The 17,804-nt window shown below is 59.2% G+C and carries 15 protein-coding genes and 2 tRNA genes; 6 read left to right on the top strand and 11 right to left on the bottom strand.

From position 1 onward, the window contains the following. Positions 1–147 precede the first annotated feature (147 nt). Entirely contained in the window at positions 148–1,545 is a 1,398-nt protein-coding gene (mltF, locus tag ED236_RS00255) for a membrane-bound lytic murein transglycosylase MltF (RefSeq protein ID WP_123235955.1), read from the top strand. 11 nt (positions 1,546–1,556) lie between these two features. Continuing rightward, entirely contained in the window at positions 1,557–3,311 is a 1,755-nt protein-coding gene (locus ED236_RS00250; protein ID WP_123235954.1) for a cation:proton antiporter, read from the top strand. Between the two features lie 83 nt (positions 3,312–3,394). Here the strand turns inward: ED236_RS00250 and serS are convergent, their stop codons facing one another. The 4 genes from serS to ED236_RS00230 all read right to left on the bottom strand — a co-directional run bounded on the left by serS (position 3,395) and on the right by ED236_RS00230 (position 9,137). Beyond that, positions 3,395–4,777 (bottom strand): serine--tRNA ligase, encoded by a 1,383-nt coding sequence (gene serS, locus ED236_RS00245; protein WP_123235953.1) that lies wholly within the window; start codon positions 4,775–4,777, stop codon positions 3,395–3,397. 71 nt (positions 4,778–4,848) lie between these two features. Next, a complete protein-coding gene (locus tag ED236_RS00240) occupies positions 4,849–6,189 on the bottom strand; it encodes a replication-associated recombination protein A (RefSeq protein WP_123235952.1) in 1,341 nt (446 codons plus the stop codon). After that, the gene (lolA, locus tag ED236_RS00235) at positions 6,182–6,787 is read right to left on the bottom strand and encodes an outer membrane lipoprotein periplasmic chaperone LolA (protein ID WP_123235951.1); all 606 of its coding nucleotides are present in this window, start codon (positions 6,785–6,787) and stop codon (positions 6,182–6,184) included. Before lolA ends, ED236_RS00240 begins: the two co-directional genes overlap by 8 nt. A 10-nt stretch (positions 6,788–6,797) precedes the next feature. Continuing rightward, the gene (locus ED236_RS00230; RefSeq protein ID WP_123235950.1) at positions 6,798–9,137 is read right to left on the bottom strand and encodes a DNA translocase FtsK; all 2,340 of its coding nucleotides are present in this window, start codon (positions 9,135–9,137) and stop codon (positions 6,798–6,800) included. Positions 9,138–9,260: 123 nt separating this feature from the next. On the opposite strand from ED236_RS00230, the gene ED236_RS00225 reads away from it, so the two are divergent. From ED236_RS00225 to ED236_RS00210, 4 genes are all read left to right on the top strand, one after another. Then, complete coding sequence (locus ED236_RS00225; RefSeq protein ID WP_123235949.1) at positions 9,261–10,199, top strand: LysR substrate-binding domain-containing protein; 939 nt, start codon at positions 9,261–9,263, stop codon at positions 10,197–10,199. Between the two features lie 152 nt (positions 10,200–10,351). After that, positions 10,352–10,816 carry a Dps family protein gene (locus ED236_RS00220; protein WP_123235948.1) on the top strand — a complete coding sequence of 155 codons (465 nt, stop codon included), beginning with the start codon at positions 10,352–10,354 and terminating at the stop codon, positions 10,814–10,816. A gap of 179 nt (positions 10,817–10,995) precedes the next feature. Continuing rightward, positions 10,996–11,946 (top strand): thioredoxin-disulfide reductase, encoded by a 951-nt coding sequence (gene trxB / locus ED236_RS00215; protein ID WP_123235947.1) that lies wholly within the window; start codon positions 10,996–10,998, stop codon positions 11,944–11,946. A gap of 14 nt (positions 11,947–11,960) precedes the next feature. Beyond that, positions 11,961–12,503: a Smr/MutS family protein gene (locus ED236_RS00210; protein ID WP_123235946.1), complete on the top strand. Its 543-nt coding sequence runs from the start codon at positions 11,961–11,963 to the stop codon at positions 12,501–12,503. Positions 12,504–12,540: 37 nt separating this feature from the next. Here the strand turns inward: ED236_RS00210 and ED236_RS00205 are convergent, their stop codons facing one another. The 7 genes from ED236_RS00205 to lon form a co-directional block, all read right to left on the bottom strand. After that, positions 12,541–13,389: a LysM peptidoglycan-binding domain-containing protein gene (locus ED236_RS00205; protein ID WP_123235945.1), complete on the bottom strand. Its 849-nt coding sequence runs from the start codon at positions 13,387–13,389 to the stop codon at positions 12,541–12,543. A gap of 69 nt (positions 13,390–13,458) precedes the next feature. Beyond that, the gene (gene ispF, locus ED236_RS00200; RefSeq protein ID WP_123235944.1) at positions 13,459–13,941 is read right to left on the bottom strand and encodes a 2-C-methyl-D-erythritol 2,4-cyclodiphosphate synthase; all 483 of its coding nucleotides are present in this window, start codon (positions 13,939–13,941) and stop codon (positions 13,459–13,461) included. A gap of 33 nt (positions 13,942–13,974) precedes the next feature. Then, complete coding sequence (gene ispD / locus ED236_RS00195) at positions 13,975–14,673, bottom strand: 2-C-methyl-D-erythritol 4-phosphate cytidylyltransferase (RefSeq protein WP_123235943.1); 699 nt, start codon at positions 14,671–14,673, stop codon at positions 13,975–13,977. A gap of 80 nt (positions 14,674–14,753) precedes the next feature. Then, positions 14,754–14,830 (bottom strand) — tRNA-Asp (locus ED236_RS00190). A gap of 48 nt (positions 14,831–14,878) precedes the next feature. Then, a tRNA-Val gene (locus tag ED236_RS00185) sits at positions 14,879–14,954 on the bottom strand. Between the two features lie 20 nt (positions 14,955–14,974). Further along, positions 14,975–15,247, bottom strand: coding sequence for an HU family DNA-binding protein (locus ED236_RS00180; RefSeq protein ID WP_123235942.1), 273 nt, complete (start codon positions 15,245–15,247; stop codon positions 14,975–14,977). A gap of 85 nt (positions 15,248–15,332) precedes the next feature. Further along, positions 15,333–17,789 (bottom strand): endopeptidase La, encoded by a 2,457-nt coding sequence (gene lon, locus ED236_RS00175; RefSeq protein ID WP_123235941.1) that lies wholly within the window; start codon positions 17,787–17,789, stop codon positions 15,333–15,335. Positions 17,790–17,804: the final 15 nt, after the last annotated feature.

Below are 17,804 nucleotides of genomic sequence, written 5' to 3'. Positions count from 1 at the left end.
AAGCGATGCGCATTCTATCACTACCTGACCGTTTGATTAAATTTTCTCTGTCATGGGCGGTTCATATCTCTGTATCGCCGCGTCCGGAAAACATGGCAACGGTGTTTAGGCTGGACAAAGCCCGCATTCTTGGCGACACTCCCGCTGATGAGAACAGGCATCTATGTTTTGATGGCACTGCTGGGCTTGACGGGCTGCGACCTGAATGGCGAGAACGCCACCAGCATGGTCGATGTACGCGATAGCAAGGTCATTCGAGTCGTCACGCACTCCGGTCCCAACACCTATTACCTGAATGGCGACAATGAATACGCCGGCCTGGAACATGATCTGGCGCAGCAGTTCGCGGCGTTTCTGGGGCCGGAATACCGTGTGGAGTTCGTGCTGGTCAACAAGATCTACGAAGTGCTCCCCACGCTCATGAAAGGCCGGGCGGACCTGGCCGCCGCCGACATCACCGTCACCCATCTGCGTGAACATCTGGTCAAGTTCACGGTGCCGTATAACACGGTGCAGCAACAGGTGGTCTACAACACTGCGCAAGCCAAGCCCAAGGACCTGGATACGCTGTCAGAGGACACGCTGGCCGTGCCAGCCGGCACCAGCTTTGCCGAACGCCTGGGCCAGTTATCTCACCAACACCCCAAGCTGCGCTGGAACGAACCCAGGAACGTGAGTTCGGACGAGCTGCTGGAACAAGTGGCCGATGGTTCATTGGCCTACACCGTGGCCGACAGCCACATGGTGGCCATGGTGCAGAACTTCTATCCCAATCTGGGCGTGGCCATGCCACTGGGCAAGCCGGAACAGGTAGCCTGGGCCTTCCCCAAGAACAGCGATGAGTGGCTGTACCGCCAGGCCAATCTGTTCTTTGCCAAGATCTACAAGGACGGCAGCCTGCGTCGCCTGCTGGAACGCTACTACGGCCACTCCGAGCGTTTGCACAGCGTGGATGTCAGCACTTATCTGCAACGCATCCGCACCCTGCTGCCCAAACATCGTGCCGCCTTCAAACGTGCCGAGGCCGTCACCGGCATAGACTGGCGCCTGCTGGCGGCCATCAGTTATCAGGAATCGCACTGGGACCGCCTCAACACCTCCCCTACCGGCGTGCGCGGCATGATGATGCTCACTGAAGACACTGCCGACCGCATGGGCGTGACCGACCGCCTTGATGCCGAACAGAGCATCATGGGTGGTGCACGCTATGTGCAGCTGCTCAAAGACCTGCTGCCGGAACGCATACAGGAGCCGGACCGGACCTGGCTGGCACTGGCCGCCTACAACATCGGTTACGCGCATCTGGAAGATGCACGCGTGTTGGCACAACGTATGCAGCTGAATCCGGACAGCTGGGGTGACGTGAAGAAGACACTGCCCCTGCTCAACAAGGCCGAGTACTACACCACGCTCAAATATGGCTTTGCGCGCGGCGGTGCGCCGGTGATCTTTGTGGATTCGATCCGCACCTATCACAAGATCCTGGAGAAGCATGAAGCGCGGCAGCCTGCATCACTGCCCGGCCTGCTGGTCGGTATGCATTAAAACGGGGCATCATGCACGCAGCCGCTTTCATCCAGGACCTGGCCGTCATCATGCTGGTGGCGGGGATGGTCACCATTGTGTTCCACCGCTTCAAACAGCCGGTGGTGCTGGGCTATATCCTGGCCGGCCTCATCATCGGCCCGCATACACCGCCGTTCCCGTTCATCCACGATCAGGACACCATCAACACGCTGGCAGAACTGGGCATCGTATTCCTGATGTTCTCGCTGGGCCTGGAATTCAGCCTGCGCAAACTGCGCGCCGTGGGGGCCACCGCCATCGTGGCCGCCCTCACCGAGATCGTGCTGATGATCTGGCTGGGCTACGAGATCGGCCGCTATTTCAGCTGGAACACCATGGACTCGCTGTTTCTGGGTGCCATGCTGGCCATCTCCTCCACCACCATCATCGTCAAGGCGCTGGAAGAACTGGACATGAAGCGCGAGCGCTTCGCCCAGCTCATCTTCGGTATCCTCATCGTGGAGGATATCCTCGCCATCGGCATCATCGCCCTGCTGTCCAGCCTGGCCGTGAATGGCAGCATCAGCACCCTGGATGCTGCCGCCACATTGGGCAAGCTGACGCTGTTCATGGTAGTGTCGCTGGTGTTCGGTATTCTGCTGGTGCCGCACCTGCTGCAGTATGTGGCCAGCTTCAAGCGCGACGAGATGCTGCTGATCACCGTGCTGGGCTTGTGCTTCGGCTTCTGCCTGCTGGTGATCAAGCTGGAATACAGCGTGGCGCTGGGGGCGTTCATGATAGGCGCCATCATGGCGGAATCGCGCCAGATCAAGCTCATCGAGCGCCTGATCAAACCTGTGCGCGACATGTTCAGCGCCATCTTCTTCGTCACCATCGGCCTGTTGCTGGACCCCAACACCATCATCCAGTACGCACAACCGGTGATGGTGGTGACGCTGGTGGTGATCCTGGGCAAGATCATCTCCTGCAGCCTGGGCACCCTGGCGGCCGGCAATGATGGTCGCACCTCGCTGCGTGTGGGCATGGGCATGGCGCAGATCGGCGAATTCTCTTTCATCATCGCAGCACTCGGCTTGACGCTGGGCGTGACCAGCCATTTTCTGTACCCGATCGCGGTGGCCGCTTCGGTGATCACCACCCTGCTGACCCCTTACCTGATCAAAGCCGCTGACCCCTTGTCCGCCAGCATCACCCGGCATGTACCCGCACGCATGGCGGCCTTTTTCGACCTGTATGCACGCTGGTTGCAGAGCAGCCCGCCCGAGAGCGACAGCGCCTTACTGGCATCCATCTACCGCAAGACCTTGCTGCAGATCTTTGTGAACCTGTGCCTGGTCAGCGCCTTCTTCATTGCAGGCAGCCATCTGCTGGGGCTGCACTGGATCAAACCGCCTGCCTGGATGAACAGTGTGGATTGGGAGAAAGCCCTGCTATGGGGCAGTGCCTTGCTGCTGTCTTCCCCATTCCTGATCGCGGTGTTCCGCAAGACACAGGCCATGAGCCTGCTGCTCGCCGACCACAGCACCCAGGGCATCCCCTGGAATGAAGGTGAAAAGCTGCGCAAGCTGATCTCGCAAGCGGTGCCTGTGCTCATGCTGCTGGTGATCGCGCTGCTGATAGGCTGGCTGGGGCATGGCATCCAGCCTTCCTGGCAGGTGCTGATGATGGTATTGCTGATCACCGGCGCGCTGGTGGCCTTGTTATGGCGCTGGTTCGTGCGCCTGCACTACCACATGCAGATCTCGCTGATGGAGACCTTGAGTCAGGAAAAAGACGAGCACTGAACAGGTGCGCTGAAAAGTGCGCCTGAGTTAAACAAAAGCGCGACCGTGCATACGCAGGGCCGCGCTTTTTTGCTGGCAACAGCTTAAGCGCGTATGGCCTGCAGGCCGCCCATGTAAGGCTGCAGCACGGTCGGGATGGTCACACTGCCATCAGCCTGCTGGTAGTTCTCCAGCACCGCCACCAGCGTACGACCAACCGCCAGACCAGAACCATTGAGGGTATGCAACAGTTCCGGCTTGCCCTGGGCATTACGGAAACGTGCCTGCAGTCTGCGCGCCTGGAAGGCTTCGCAATTGGAGATGGACGAGATCTCGCGGTAGGTGTCCTGCGCAGGCAGCCACACTTCCAGATCATAGGTCTTGGCGGCGCCAAAGCCCATGTCACCCGTGCACAACAGCACCACGCGGTAAGGCAGTTCCAGTGCTTTCAGAATGTTCTCGGCGTGGCCGACCATCTGTTCCAGCGCGTCATAACTGCTTTCCGGGTGCACGATCTGCACCATCTCCACCTTGTCGAACTGATGCTGGCGGATCATGCCCTTGGTGTCACGGCCATAGGAACCGGCTTCGGAACGGAAACATGGCGTGTGTGCCGTGAGCTTGATGGGCAGCGCCTCGGCGGCCACGATCTCGTCGCGCACGGTGTTGGTGAGGGTGACTTCCGAAGTGGGGATCAGGTACAACCCACCTTGCCTGTCGAACCAACTACTCATCCTTGTTAAGGTATCGTCAAAATCGCCTGACTGAAAAGCAGTTTGTAAGTCCCGTAACTCGTTATCTTCAAAATCTAAACTCGTATTTAAAGATTTTGTTCTAAACAAGTCTTCTTCAAACTTGGGCAACTGTCCCGTACCAACTAAAGTTTCTCTATTTACCAAATAAGGCGTATAGCATTCGGTGTAGCCATGCTGCTCAGTCTGCACGTCCAGCATGTACTGGGCCAGCGCGCGGTGCAAACGGGCGATCTGGCCGCGCATCAGCGTGAAGCGTGCACCCGACAGCTTGGCACCGGTGTCGAAATCCAGCCCCAGCGGCGTGCCCACATCGGTGTGGTCCTTGATCTCGAAATCAAAGCGGCGCGGCGTGCCCACCTTGCGCACTTCCACATTATCCGCCTCGGATTTACCCACTGGCACGCTGCTGTGCGGCAGGTTGGGTACGTTCAGCAACAGGCTTTGCAGTTCAGCCTGCACGTCGGCGAGACGGGCCTCATTGGCCTTGAGCTGTTCGCCCAGGCCCGCTACTTCCGCCAGGATGGCACTGACGTCCTCACCTTTGGATTTGGCGATACCGATCTGCTTGGAACTGGTATTGCGCTTGGCTTGCAGGTCCTGGGTCTGGGTCTGCGCGGTTTTGCGTTCCTGTTCCAGACGGTTGAAAGCGGCGATATCGAGGGCGTAGCCACGCGCTTGCAGGCGGGCGGCCACCTGATCCAGATCATTACGCAAAGCTTGAATGTCGAGCATGGGAATTCCTGTTGTTTCTTGTAAAGTTGATTCTAGGTAAGGTTGATTTCAAGTAAAGCTGATCGCTGCGTTTATTTCTTTTTGGGATCGTTCTTATCAGGATTGCGGGCATGATACTGCGCATCCAGCTGTTTGAGGTGTGCCAGTTTTTCACCGATCCTGGCTTCCAGCCCGCGCGGCGTAGGCAGGTAGAACTGCCGTGGCGACATCTGGTCCGGAAAATAGCGCTCGCCTGCCGCGTAGGCGTCGGGCTCATGATGGGCGTAACGGTATTCCTTGCCGTAATCCAGCGACTTCATGAGCTTGGTGGGCGCATTGCGCAGATGCAGCGGCACCGGGTGCGACTGGTCGCTGGCGACAAAGGCCTTGGCCTCATTGTAGGCGTTGTAGGCCGCGTTGCTCTTGGCGGCCACAGCCAGATAGATCACGGCATTCGACAAGGCCAGTTCGCCTTCGGGTGAACCCAGCCGCTCGAAAATCTCGCTGGCTTCCAGCGCCATGGTCTGCGCGCGTGGATCAGCCAGGCCGATATCTTCCACGGCCATGCGCACGAGGCGGCGTGCCAGATATCGCGGGTCGGCGCCGCCATCGATCATGCGCAGGAACCAATACAGTGCCGCATCCGGATTGGAGCCGCGCACCGACTTGTGCAGCGCGGAGATCTGGTCATAAAACGCCTCGCCGCCCTTGTCAAAGCGGCGCAGCTTGCTACCCAGCGTGGATTGCAGGAAGTCGACATCGATTTCCCTGAGCGCCGCCGCATGAGCGGCGTTGAACAAGCCCTCGGCAAAGTTGAGCAAGCGGCGTGCATCGCCATCGGCATAGCCCAGCACCTGCTCGCGCACCTCGGCACTCAGCGTCACGCCCTGCCCGGCCACGTCGAGCGCGCGATCCAGCAGTTGTGACAGCTCGGCTTCGGAGAGTGCATTCAGCACATACACCTGGGCACGACTCAGCAAAGCGCTATTCACTTCAAAAGACGGATTTTCGGTGGTGGCGCCGATGAAGGTGAGCAAACCACTCTCGACGAAAGGCAGGAAGGCATCCTGCTGCGACTTGTTGAAGCGGTGCACCTCGTCCACGAACATGATGGTACGGCGCCCGGATTGCTGCAGCGTATGTTCGGCACGTTGCACTGCGTCGCGGATGTCCTTGACCCCTGCCAGCACCGCCGACAGGGGGATGAACTCGGCATCGGCGGTGTTGGCGATCAGGCGCGCCAGCGTGGTCTTGCCCACGCCAGGCGGCCCCCACAGGATCATGGACGGCAGCTTGCCGGAGGTGAACGCCAGACGCAGCGGCTTGCCTTCCCCGAGCAGATGCGACTGACCGACCACATCCGCCAGCGTCTTGGGACGCAGTTGTTCTGCCAGTGGCGCCTGCGGGGCAGGCGTTTCGAACAGACTATTCACCCACCACGTCCGCGCCGCTGGGCGCCACGAAGCGGAAGCTCTGTGCGCTCAGGCCGGGGTTCACTTCTATGCTGGAGAACTGGATGCGGGTCAGATGACCGAAGCTGTCATGCATCTCCACCTCGCGCAACTGGCCCTGAGCAAAGCCCAACAGCACGCGTTCGAAGCCGCTCTCCTGCTGCTTGGGGGTGGCGGATACCCACTCCAGCCCATCGCTGCGCTTCTCATCCTTGAGTACGAAGCTGTTCTCGATTTCCTTGCTGCCCGCCAGCAAGGCGGCGGGGCTGGAACCCAGCGCCTGCCCCATGTCGCGCACCGTCACCTGATTCAGCTCCGGGTCATACAGCCAGACACGTTTGCCATCACCGATGATCTGCTGCACGAAGGGCTTGTTGTAATCCCAGCGGAATTTGCCCGGGCGCTGCAACTGCATGCTGCCATCCACCTGCTGCACCTTGCGACCTTGGGAATCGGTCACCACCTGCAGGAACTGGGCTTTCATGGCACTGGTGCTACGGAAAAAGGTTTTGAGCTGCTCGGTGCCGCCTGCATGAGCAAGTGCGGGTAGCAGCAATAACAACATCAGGAGTCGTTTCATAAAGCCTCTGTCATTCGGCGTGATTGGGAGCCAGCACCTCGCGGTTGCCGTTGCTCTGCATGGAGGACACCAGACCGGCGCGTTCCATCTCTTCGATCAGCCGCGCAGCGCGGTTATAACCGATGCGCAGATGACGCTGCACCGCAGAGATGGAAGCACGTCGTGTTTTGAGCACGATGGCCACCGCCTCGTCGTAAAGGGGGTCGGTCTCGCCGCCACCTTCACCAGACGGGCTGCCGCCCTCTTCGTTCTCTTCACTGGCTCCAGTGAGAATGCCCTCGATGTAATTTGGTTCGCCATGGGCCTTGAGGTTCTCCACCACGCGATGCACTTCCTGGTCGGAAACGAAAGCGCCGTGGATACGCTGCGAATAGCTGGTGCCGGGCGGCTGATACAGCATGTCACCCTGCCCCAGCAGCGCTTCTGCGCCCATCTGGTCGAGGATGGTACGCGAGTCGATCTTGCTGGATACCTGGAATGCCACGCGGGTAGGGATATTGGCCTTGATGAGGCCAGTGATGACATCCACCGAAGGACGCTGCGTGGCAAGCACCAGATGGATGCCGGAAGCACGTGCCTTCTGTGCCAGTCGGGCGATCAGTTCTTCCACCTTCTTGCCGACCACCATCATCAGGTCAGCCAGCTCGTCGATGACCACCACGATGAGCGGCATCTCGTCCAGCGGCTCCGGGCTGTCTGGCGTGATCGAGAATGGATGGGTGAGCGGCGTACCAGCTTTTTGGGCGTCACGGATCTTCTGGTTGTAGCCGGCCAGGTTACGCACGCCCAGCGCCGACATCAGTTTGTAGCGGCGCTCCATCTCGGCCACACACCAGTTGAGCGCACTGGCGGCCTGACGCATGTCGGTGACCACCGGTGCCAGCAGATGCGGGATGCCTTCGTAAACCGACAGTTCCAGCATCTTGGGGTCGACCAGGATCAGGCGCACCTGACTGGCTTCGGCCTTGTAAAGCAGGCTGAGGATCAGCGCATTGATGGCGACCGACTTGCCGGAACCGGTGGTCCCTGCCACCAGCACGTGCGGCATCTTGGCCAGGTCGGCCACCACCGGCTTGCCAGCGATGTCCTTGCCCAGCGCCATGGCCAGTGGTGAATGCACATCGGCATAGACTTGCGAGCCGAGGATCTCCGACAGGTAGACCACCTGACGTTTGGGGTTGGGGATCTCCAGGCCCATGCAGCTCTTGCCGGGGATGGTCTCCACCACGCGTATGCTCACGACTGACAAGGCACGCGCCAGGTCCTTGGAAAGGTTGGTGACCTGACTGCCTTTGACGCCTGCTGCCGGTTCCAGCTCGTAGCGCGTGATCACCGGGCCGGGCAAGGCAGTCAGCACCTTGACCTCGATACCGAAGTCCATGAGCTTGCGCTCGATCAGGCGCGAAGTGAATTCCAGCGTCTCGGCCGATTGCACCTCCACCGTGCCCTGCGGCTCATCCAGCAGATGCAGCGGCGGCAAGGGTGAATCTGGCAGCCCTTGGAACAGCGGCACCTGGCGCTCTTTTTCCACGCGGTCACTCTGGATGATCTGCAAGGCCGGTGTTTCGATCTGCACCAGCGGACGGTCTTCGGTGCGCTTGCGCTCTTCCTGCACATAGCGGTTGCGCTTGGCTTCCACCTGCTTGCCTGCACGCCTGTCCATCCAGTCCTGCCAGCGCTCACGCAGGAACAGGAAGCTGACTTCCAGCGCAGTCCCCAGTTTTTCGGTCATCATCAGCCAGGACCAGCCCGTGAACAGGCTGAAACCGGCCGCCGCCGTCACCAGCAAGATCAAAGTAGAACCGGTGAAGCCGAATATGTTGCGCAAGCCCGCATCCACCGCCAGGCCCAGCACGCCACCAGGCGCTTCGGGCAGATCCGCGCCCAGACTCACGAAGTGGCCGGCTTCCAGTGCAGCGGACGCCAGCAACAGCAGCAGAAAACCGATGCCGTTGAACCATAGCACCGGACGCTGGGCTGCGGTGTCGGTATCCAGCCGCAGATAGATCAGCCACATGGCATAGAAAGCCAGTACCACCAGCCACCAGGCCGAACTCCCGAACAGGTAAAGCAGTACATCGGACAGCCAGGCACCAAAACTACCGCCCGCGTTGTGCACCTGGGCGGCTTCATTGACGCTGTGCGACCAGGACGCATCATCCGGGTTGTAACTGAACAGCACGACTGCCAGATACAGTCCTATGGTAACCAGCACCAGCCACCAGGCTTCGCGTACCACCGGGTGCAGAGGTGTCGCGGGCGTCGCCGGTGCAGACCGGGACGGTGCCGCCTTCTCGGTCGGTGTGACACGTCGGCGATTCAGCGGGGCAGATTTTTTGCGGAAAAACAAAATGTTTGACTGGCCGGAAGGTGTTTGGAAGTGATTTTAATTATAACAGCATCAACAGACTGTCGTGATGAGACAAAAGCCGCGTAAAATCTATCACATTGTGATTCAGCATAGGCTATAACGATGACCTTGACCGAGCTGCGCTATGTGGTGGCCGTGGCGCGCGAGCGCCATTTTGGCCGCGCTGCAGAAGCCTGTTTCGTGAGCCAGCCCACACTCAGTGTGGGTATCAAGAAACTGGAAGAAGAGCTGGGCATCGCCATCTTCGAGCGTGGTTCCAGCGAAATCACCCTGACTGCAGTGGGCGAGCTCATCGTGGCACAGGCGGGACGCATCCTGGAAGAGGCCGCAGGCATCAAAGCCATCGCCCAGCAGAGCGGCGATCCACTCGGGCATCCGCTGCGGCTGGGCGCCATCTACACTGCCGGCCCGTATCTGTTGCCGCAGATCCTGCCCCTGCTGCGCCAACGTGCACCCAATATGCAGCTCATCATCCAGGAAAGCTACACCGCCGACCTGCGCGAGCAACTCAAACGCGGCAAGCTGGATCTGATCATCATCTCGCTGCCTTTCACCGAGCCCGGCGTGGTCACACAAGCCTTGTACGACGAACCCTTCCAGATCGCGCTGCCGGCAGACCACGAATGGGGCAAGCGCAGCAGTATAGAAGCGGAATCGCTCAGTGACGAGACGGTCCTGCTGCTGGGTGCCGGGCATTGCTTTCGTGACCAGGTACTCAAGATGTGCCCGCAACTGGGGGTCAGTCAGACCGCCAACGGTATGCAGCAGACGCTGGAAGGCAGCTCGCTGGAAACCATACGCTACATGGTGGCCTCCGGTGCCGGCATCACCATCCTGCCCAGCACGGCCTGCATCCCCACGCGTGAAGAGAACCGCATGCTGGTGTTCAAATCCTTCGCTGAACCGGTACCGGTCAGGCGCATGGCGCTGGCCTGGCGCAAGAGTTTCCCGCGTCCGCAAGCGGTCGAGCTAGTCCGTCAGGCCATCCTGGACGCCAAGCTGAGCGGCATCCGCGGACTGGGGTTGCCAGCGGAACATTAAACGAACTGTCACTGACAGCGCTTGTCACTCAATAGACACGGGCGAAAGCTGGACCTGGCTAACCGTCAGGATATAACGCAGCTGATGACTCGCCCTCTTGCAATATACCTGCATCAATCTCGTCAACTTCACCATCAACCAAGGAGGCTTTTATGGATATCGGTATCAACGAAAAAGACCGCAAGAAGATCGCAGAAGGGTTATCCCATCTGCTGGCTGACACCTACACGCTGTACCTGAAGACCCATTACTTCCACTGGAACGTGACCGGGCCCATGTTCAACACCCTGCATCTGATGTTCGAAGCCCAGTACACCGAATTGGCACTGGCGGTTGACCTGGTGGCCGAACGTATCCGTTCGCTGGATTTCTATGCACCGGGCACTTACCGCGACTTCGTCAAGCTGGCCTCGATCAAGGAGAGTGAAAGCGTGCCCAAGGCCGAAGACATGATACGCGAACTGGTGGCTGGTCACAAAGCCGTGGTGCGTACCGCACGATCGGTGTTCCCGGCGGCCGAAAAAGCCGCGGATGAAGCCACGGCCGACCTGCTCACGCAGCGTTTGCAGTTGCATGAAAAGACTGCCTGGATGCTGCGCAGCCTGCTGGAAAAGTGAACAAGCCGTCTGTTTGTCGCCATAAACAGCCGATCTGCGCATTCAGTCTAGCCACATGGCGGTAAACTACTATTTTGATGGGCGCCTGCCTGTTTCAGGCAAGCGACTGCAAGCCAGCCGACTTGAAATCGCAGACAGAGTCCACATCTAGGCAATTCAATCATTGGAGTAATCAAGGTATGTCCGCAAAACACGCTCGCCTGTTGATCCTGGGCTCCGGCCCGGCAGGCTATTCCGCCGCTGTCTACGCTGCCCGCGCCAACCTCAAACCGGTGCTGATCACCGGCATCGCCCAGGGCGGTCAGCTGATGACCACCACCGAAGTGGATAACTGGCCAGCCGATGCGGAGGGCGTGATGGGGCCGGAGCTGATGGCACGCTTCCAGCGTCATGCGGAGCGCTTCAATACCGAGATGATCTTCGATCATATCCACACCACCCATCTGAATGAAAAACCGATTCGCCTGGTGGGCGATTCGGGTGAATACACCTGCGATGCGCTCATCATCGCGACCGGTGCGTCCGCCAAGTATCTGGGCCTGCCCTCCGAAGAGCTGTTTGCGGGCAAGGGTGTATCCGCCTGCGCCACCTGCGATGGTTTCTTCTATCGCAATCAGGAGGTCGCCGTGATCGGTGGCGGTAACACCGCTGTCGAGGAAGCACTGTATCTGTCCAACATCGCCAGCAAGGTCACGCTGGTGCACAGACGTGACAAATTCAAGGCAGAAGCCATCCTCATCGACAAGGTGATGGAGCGCGTGAACGAAGGCAAGATCGTGCTGGAGCTGTATTCCACACTGGACGAGGTGCTGGGCGACGACACCGGTGTGACCGGCATGCGCGTCAAGAATGTGCAGAGCGGAGAAAGCCGCGATATCGCGCTAAAAGGTGTGTTCATCGCTATCGGCCACAAGCCCAACACCGACATCTTCGAGGGCCAGCTGGACATGGAGGGGGGCTACATCGTCACCCAGGCAGGTCGTGAAGGCAACTTCACGGCGACCAGCGTGCCCGGCGTGTTCGCTGCCGGCGATGTCCAGGACCACATCTACCGTCAGGCGGTGACCAGCGCGGGCACCGGCTGTATGGCGGCGCTGGATGCCGAGCGCTATCTGGCTCAGCTGAGCTGAGCGCTTGATCGCCCATGGCCGGGCCAGAACAGGACGATGACGCGCATGCGCTGTTCCGTGCAGCCGTCAAGGATGCACGCCCGTTGAACGCGCCGCGCCGACTGCACCACCCACCGGCGCGGCCCAAGCCGGTGCCACATCAGTTCATCCGTGACGAGCGTCAGGCCCTGCTTGATTCGCTCAGCGACCATTACATCCCCGCGCACGAACTGGAAAACGGTGAAGAGCTGCTTTACCTGCGCAATGGTCATGCGCCCGACATCTTGAGCAAGTTGCGCCGTGGCCATTGGGTGGTGCAGGCGGCCATCGACCTGCATGGCCTGGTCGCCGATGAAGCACGTCTGTATGTGGCCAGTTTTCTGGCCGATTGCAAAAAACGTGGCATCCGTTGTGTGCGCATCGTGCATGGCAAAGGCCTGGGTTCGCGTAACCGCGAGCCCATCCTGAAGCACAAAGTGCGTAACTGGTTGATGCAGAAGGATGAAGTGATCGCCTATGCACAGGCGCGGCGCGAAGATGGCGGCAGCGGCGCCGTCATCGTATTGCTTAAGGCCTGAGTACTAAAACCTAAGCGCTAAAAACCTGAGCGCCAGCCTAGTCGGCCAGATAATCCCTGCGCCGCAGAAAGCGGTCTCTAGGCACGGTGAACCGTTGCATCCAGATGCGATGATCCGCCATCAGCCTGGCCATTCCGGCCATATCGTTGGCTACCACCAAGGGCTGTACATACTCACGTGTGGCCGGCGTGTAATCCCCTCGGTAACGCAGATCCACCACCACATCCCGCAATTTGGCAGACAACTGTCGCCAGTGCACCGCACCGAACTTGTCCACCACATCGGCCTTGTTGCAGATGCGCATCACATCCCCTTCCAGCTCCGCGTAGACCAGCATGAACAAGGCTTTTTGTTGTGCCGGGGTGATGGTCAGCGCAAGCAGGCCCTGCGCTTCGAGATACTGCCTGGCGCGCACGCCTTGCAGTCCGCAGCATCCCGTCAAGGCACTGATCGCAGCAGGGGCGATAGCTGCGTGATGCAGGTCAGCTGCCACGCCCTGCGTGGAACGATGTTTGAGATCATAACCACGGCCTATGGTCACGCCGGAGCTGGGGCCTGGCACATGCGGTGAGCGACTGAAATACGGCCCTGGGGTTTCCTGGCCTTCGGCATCGAAGGTGAGCTGACCGTGCCCGACCCGGAACGGATCGCCACTGCCCGCCTCAGGAACGGTTTCAGCGCGGCCTGTGTTAGGTTTTTCGTTCGCGGTATCTGGGGTAGACGGTATTGTTTCCGCCGCTGGCGGGATGATGACCTCATCACCGACCTTGATCAGGTCGGGATTGGCTTTATAGACCGGGTTGGCGGCCAGCAGCGCGTTGAGGCTGACCTTGTAGCGTTTGGCGATCTTGACCAGCGAACCACCGCGCGTAACGACATGCTTCATGCTGCTCTCCTCTCAGATTGCAAATCATGCGGATGCAGTACCAGCCAACATTAAAACAATGAATAACAACTAAAGGTGGAAACACTGGATCAGGCACACGGCTTCTGCCGCGATACCCTCACCCCTGCCGGTAAAACCCAACTTTTCAGTGGTGGTGGCTTTGACATTGACCGCATCCGGCATCAGGTTGCAATCCTGTGCGATATTGGCACACATCTGCGCGATATGCGCCGCCATCTTGGGTGCTTCTGCGATCACGGTGGCGTCGATGTTCACAATGGAATAGCGTTTATGCTTGAGCAGGTTCACCACGTGGCGCAGCAACTGGCGTGAATCGATGCCGCGGTAACGCTCGTCGGTGTTGGGGAAGTGCTTGCCGATATCGCCATGCGCCGCAGCACCCAGCAAGGCATCGCAAATAGCGTGCAGCAACACGTCTGCATCCGAATGGCCATCCAGGCCTTTTTCATAGGGGATGTTGACACCGCCGATGATGCAGGGACGGCCTGCCACCAGCTGGTGCACGTCGAATCCGTGTCCGACCCGTATCATGTTCGCTCCTCCTGGTTGCCCGTGTTCACAGGCTTATGCTTGCTGGTCGGCTTGCAGTATCGCCGCTGCCAGTGGCAGATCCTGCGGGTAGGTGATCTTCAAGTTGCGCAACTCGCCCGCCACCAGCTTGGGACTATAGCCTAGCGCCTCCACAGCCTGCGCCTCGTCCGTCGGCGTGCCATTGAGGCGTGCTGCAGCCAATGCCTGCCTCAGAATGGCGTAGCGGAACATCTGCGGCGTCTGTGCCTGCCACAAGTGTTCCCTGGGTTCGGTGTTCAGCACACGCTGAGCCACGTCGGCTCGCTTCAAGGTATCAGCGACTGGTATGGCCAGCAAACCACCCACCACATCATCTTGCAGACTATCCAGCAGGCGGTCAAGCAGCGTAATGGTCAGCCCTGGCCTGGCTGCGTCGTGTACCAAAACCCAGTCTTGTGCATGCAACTCGGCATCCAAAGCCAGCAAGCCGTTACAGACCGTATCAGCGCGCGTGGCACCACCAGAATAGAGCACACGCAGCTTGTCTGCAGGGGGAATACCGGCTGAAGGCCAGTATGCGTCATTCGCATCCAGCACAACCGTGACACTGCTGATGCGCGGATGTTGCAGGCAGGCGGCGATGGCATGTGCCAGCACCGGTTTGCCGAGTAAAGGCAGGTATTGTTTGGGCACGGCGGATGCCATGCGGGCACCGACACCGGCTGCGGGTACGATGACATGGAACTTGGCCATCTGTTCACCTGTAAGGAAGTTACCGGGCATAAAAACAAAAAAACCATGTTATCGCTAACATGGTTTTTTGTACTTGCATTTGGCGGAGTGGACGGGGCTCGAACCCGCGACCCCCGGCGTGACAGGCCGGTATTCTAACCAACTGAACTACCACTCCAGTTTTTATTATTTTAACAGCTCAGCTGTTGTCACATTTCGTAGTTTTTGGTGGGTGCTGACGGGGTCGAACCGCCGACATTCGCCTTGTAAGGGCGACGCTCTACCAACTGAGCTAAGCACCCGCTCGTCCTACGAAAGAACGCTAGTTTACAGCATCCTTTAGCGATTTGCCAGCCCTAAATTTAGGAGAATTTGCGGCCTTGATGCTGATCGAAGCACCGGTACGCGGATTGCGGCCACTACGTGCAGCGCGCGTACCAACATAGAACGTACCGAAGCCGACCAAGGTCACCAGATCACCCTTTTTCAAGGATTTGGTGATGGCCAGTGTGGTGGCGTCCAGTGAGCGTCCCGCCGCCGCTTTTGATATGCCGGCAGCTGCGGCGATTTGATCAATCAGTTCAGACTTGTTCATGCGAAATCCCCTTTCGATGTACGTTGATGTCAGGCAGTCACCTGCACCCGCTTTATAACAAGCCTGAAAAGCCGGTGTCAAGGACTTAACAGGCGAGCCTGCGTTGATGCTTGGTGATCACCACCGGCACACTGGTTTCTGCATCGACAGCCTCCACTTCGACCACCTCTCCTGCTTCGATGGCAACAGGCGGGCGCTCCAGCGCCAGGCTCAGCACGTCATCAATCCACTTTACCGGATGGATGTCGAGGAAGTTCTTGATGTTGTCGGGAATCTCGACCAGATCCTTCACGTTCTGTGACGGGATCAGCACGGTCTTGATGCCACCACGGTGGGCCGCCAGCAATTTTTCCTTAAGACCGCCGATAGGCAACACTTCACCACGCAGCGTGATCTCACCGGTCATGGCCACATCCGCACGCACCGGAATATTGGTCAGCACCGACACCAGCGCCGTGGTGATCGCGATGCCTGCACTCGGGCCGTCCTTGGGAGTGGCGCCTTCCGGCAAGTGGATATGGATGTCGTTCTTCTCGTGGAAATCTTCCGAGATACCCAGCCGCTTGGCTCGGCTGCGCACCACGGTACGTGCCGCTTCGATCGACTCCTTCATCACATCGCCCAGCTGGCCGGTGCGGATGATATTGCCCTTACCCGTCATCAAGGTCGCTTCTATGGTCAGCAGCTCGCCACCCACCTCGGTCCAGGCCAGGCCAGTGACCTGCCCTACCTGGTTATCCTTGGCTGCGATACCGAAGTCATAGCGTTGCACACCCAGATACTTTTCCAGATTGCGCGGCGTGACACTGATCTTGCGCGCCGCCTTGGCACCCGCCTTGGCCTTGTTGGTCAGCAACTCCTTGACCACCTTGCGGCAGATCTTGGAAATTTCGCGGTCCAGGCTACGCACCCCGGCTTCGCGCGTGTAGTAGCGCACCACATCACGCACCGCCGCCTCGGATACGCTGATCTCTTCCTGCTTGAGGCCATGCGTCTTGAGCTGCTTGGGCAACAGATAGCGCATGGCGATATTGACCTTCTCGTCTTCGGTATACCCGGCCAGACGGATGATCTCCATACGGTCCAGCAAGGGCGCCGGGATATTGAGCGAGTTGGCAGTGGCTACGAACATCACATCAGACAGGTCATACTCGACTTCGACATAATGGTCGACGAAGGTGTGGTTCTGTTCCGGGTCCAGCACTTCCAGCAAGGCAGACGAAGGGTCACCGCGGAAATCCTGGCCCAGCTTGTCCACTTCATCCAGCAGGAACAGCGGGTTCTTGACCGCGACCTTGCTCATGCTTTGCAGCACTTTGCCCGGCATGGAGCCGATATAGGTACGGCGGTGACCACGGATCTCGGATTCATCGCGCACGCCGCCCAGCGCCATGCGTACGAACTTGCGGTTCACAGCCTTGGCGATACTCTGCCCCAGCGAGGTCTTGCCCACACCAGGTGGGCCGACCAGGCACAGGATAGGTGCTTTCAACTTATCCACGCGCTGCTGCACGGCGAGGTACTCAACGATGCGTTCCTTGACCTTTTCCAGGCCATAGTGGTCGGCATCCAGGATCTCTTCAGCCTTGAGCAGGTTGGCACTGATCTTGGTCTTTTTCTTCCAGGGCAAGCCGACCAGCGTGTCGATGTAGTTACGCACCACTGACGCCTCGGCCGACATGGGCGACATCAGACGCAGCTTCTTGAATTCGGATTGCACCTTGGCCAGCGCGTCTTTGGGCATGCGGGCCGATTTGATGCGCGCTTCCAGCTCTTCCATCTCGGCGTTCTCGTCCTGCTCGCCGAGCTCCTTCTGGATGGCCTTGACCTGTTCGTTGAGGTAATACTCGCGCTGACTCTTTTCCATCTGGCGCTTCACGCGGCCACGGATACGTTTTTCCACCTGCAGGATATCGATCTCGGCTTCCAGCAGGCTTAGCAGATGCTCGATGCGCTTGGCCACGCTGAACATCTCCAGGATGGACTGCTTCTCTTCGAGCTTCAGGGTCAGATGCGCCGTGATGGTATCGGCCAGACGACCGGCGTCGTCGATACTGGCCAGCGAGGTCAGCACTTCAGGCGGGATCTTCTTATTGAGTTTGACGTACTGGTCGAACTGCGTGAACACCGTGCGCATCAGCGCCTGGGTCTCGTTATCGCTGTCGTCTTCGGCCTCGATCTTTTCGGAACGTGCCGCGAAGCAATCTTCGGTATCGACGAACTCCAGCACCTTGGCGCGATGCACGCCTTCGACCAGCACCTTCACCGTACCGTCAGGCAGCTTGAGCATCTGCAGCACGGTGGCGATGGTACCGACCTCATGCAGGTCGCTGGCGTCCGGGTCTTCCTTGTTGGGTGACTTCTGTGCGACCAGCAGGATCTGCTTGTCGCCTTCGGAGGCGATCTCCAGGGCACGTACGGATTTGCTGCGTCCCACGAACAGGGGCACGACCAGGTGCGGGTAGACCACCACGTCGCGCAGCGGCAGCAAAGGCAGCAGTCCGCTATCTGGGGTGAAACTGGGCAGTGTTTGCTCTGACATGAAAGACCTCAATAA

The organism is Pseudomethylobacillus aquaticus (assembly GCF_003730115.1).
Taxonomy (GTDB): domain Bacteria; phylum Pseudomonadota; class Gammaproteobacteria; order Burkholderiales; family Methylophilaceae; genus Pseudomethylobacillus; species Pseudomethylobacillus aquaticus.
This window is presented reverse-complemented; position numbering and strand designations above follow the sequence as displayed.

Excerpts from the sequence above, each read along its gene's own strand:
- mltF (WP_123235955.1), top strand. The coding sequence starts at position 148 with ATGAGAACAGGCATCTATGTTTTGATGGCACTGCTGGGCTTGACGGGC.
- ED236_RS00250 (WP_123235954.1), top strand. The coding sequence starts at position 1,557 with ATGCACGCAGCCGCTTTCATCCAGGACCTGGCCGTCATCATGCTGGTG.
- serS (WP_123235953.1), bottom strand. The coding sequence starts at position 4,777 with ATGCTCGACATTCAAGCTTTGCGTAATGATCTGGATCAGGTGGCCGCC.
- lolA (WP_123235951.1), bottom strand. The coding sequence starts at position 6,787 with ATGAAACGACTCCTGATGTTGTTATTGCTGCTACCCGCACTTGCTCAT.
- ED236_RS00225 (WP_123235949.1), top strand. The coding sequence starts at position 9,261 with ATGACCTTGACCGAGCTGCGCTATGTGGTGGCCGTGGCGCGCGAGCGC.
- ED236_RS00220 (WP_123235948.1), top strand. The coding sequence starts at position 10,352 with ATGGATATCGGTATCAACGAAAAAGACCGCAAGAAGATCGCAGAAGGG.
- trxB (WP_123235947.1), top strand. The coding sequence starts at position 10,996 with ATGTCCGCAAAACACGCTCGCCTGTTGATCCTGGGCTCCGGCCCGGCA.
- ED236_RS00210 (WP_123235946.1), top strand. The coding sequence starts at position 11,961 with ATGGCCGGGCCAGAACAGGACGATGACGCGCATGCGCTGTTCCGTGCA.
- ED236_RS00205 (WP_123235945.1), bottom strand. The coding sequence starts at position 13,389 with ATGAAGCATGTCGTTACGCGCGGTGGTTCGCTGGTCAAGATCGCCAAA.
- ispF (WP_123235944.1), bottom strand. The coding sequence starts at position 13,941 with ATGATACGGGTCGGACACGGATTCGACGTGCACCAGCTGGTGGCAGGC.
- ispD (WP_123235943.1), bottom strand. The coding sequence starts at position 14,673 with ATGGCCAAGTTCCATGTCATCGTACCCGCAGCCGGTGTCGGTGCCCGC.
- ED236_RS00180 (WP_123235942.1), bottom strand. The coding sequence starts at position 15,247 with ATGAACAAGTCTGAACTGATTGATCAAATCGCCGCAGCTGCCGGCATA.
- lon (WP_123235941.1), bottom strand. The coding sequence starts at position 17,789 with ATGTCAGAGCAAACACTGCCCAGTTTCACCCCAGATAGCGGACTGCTG.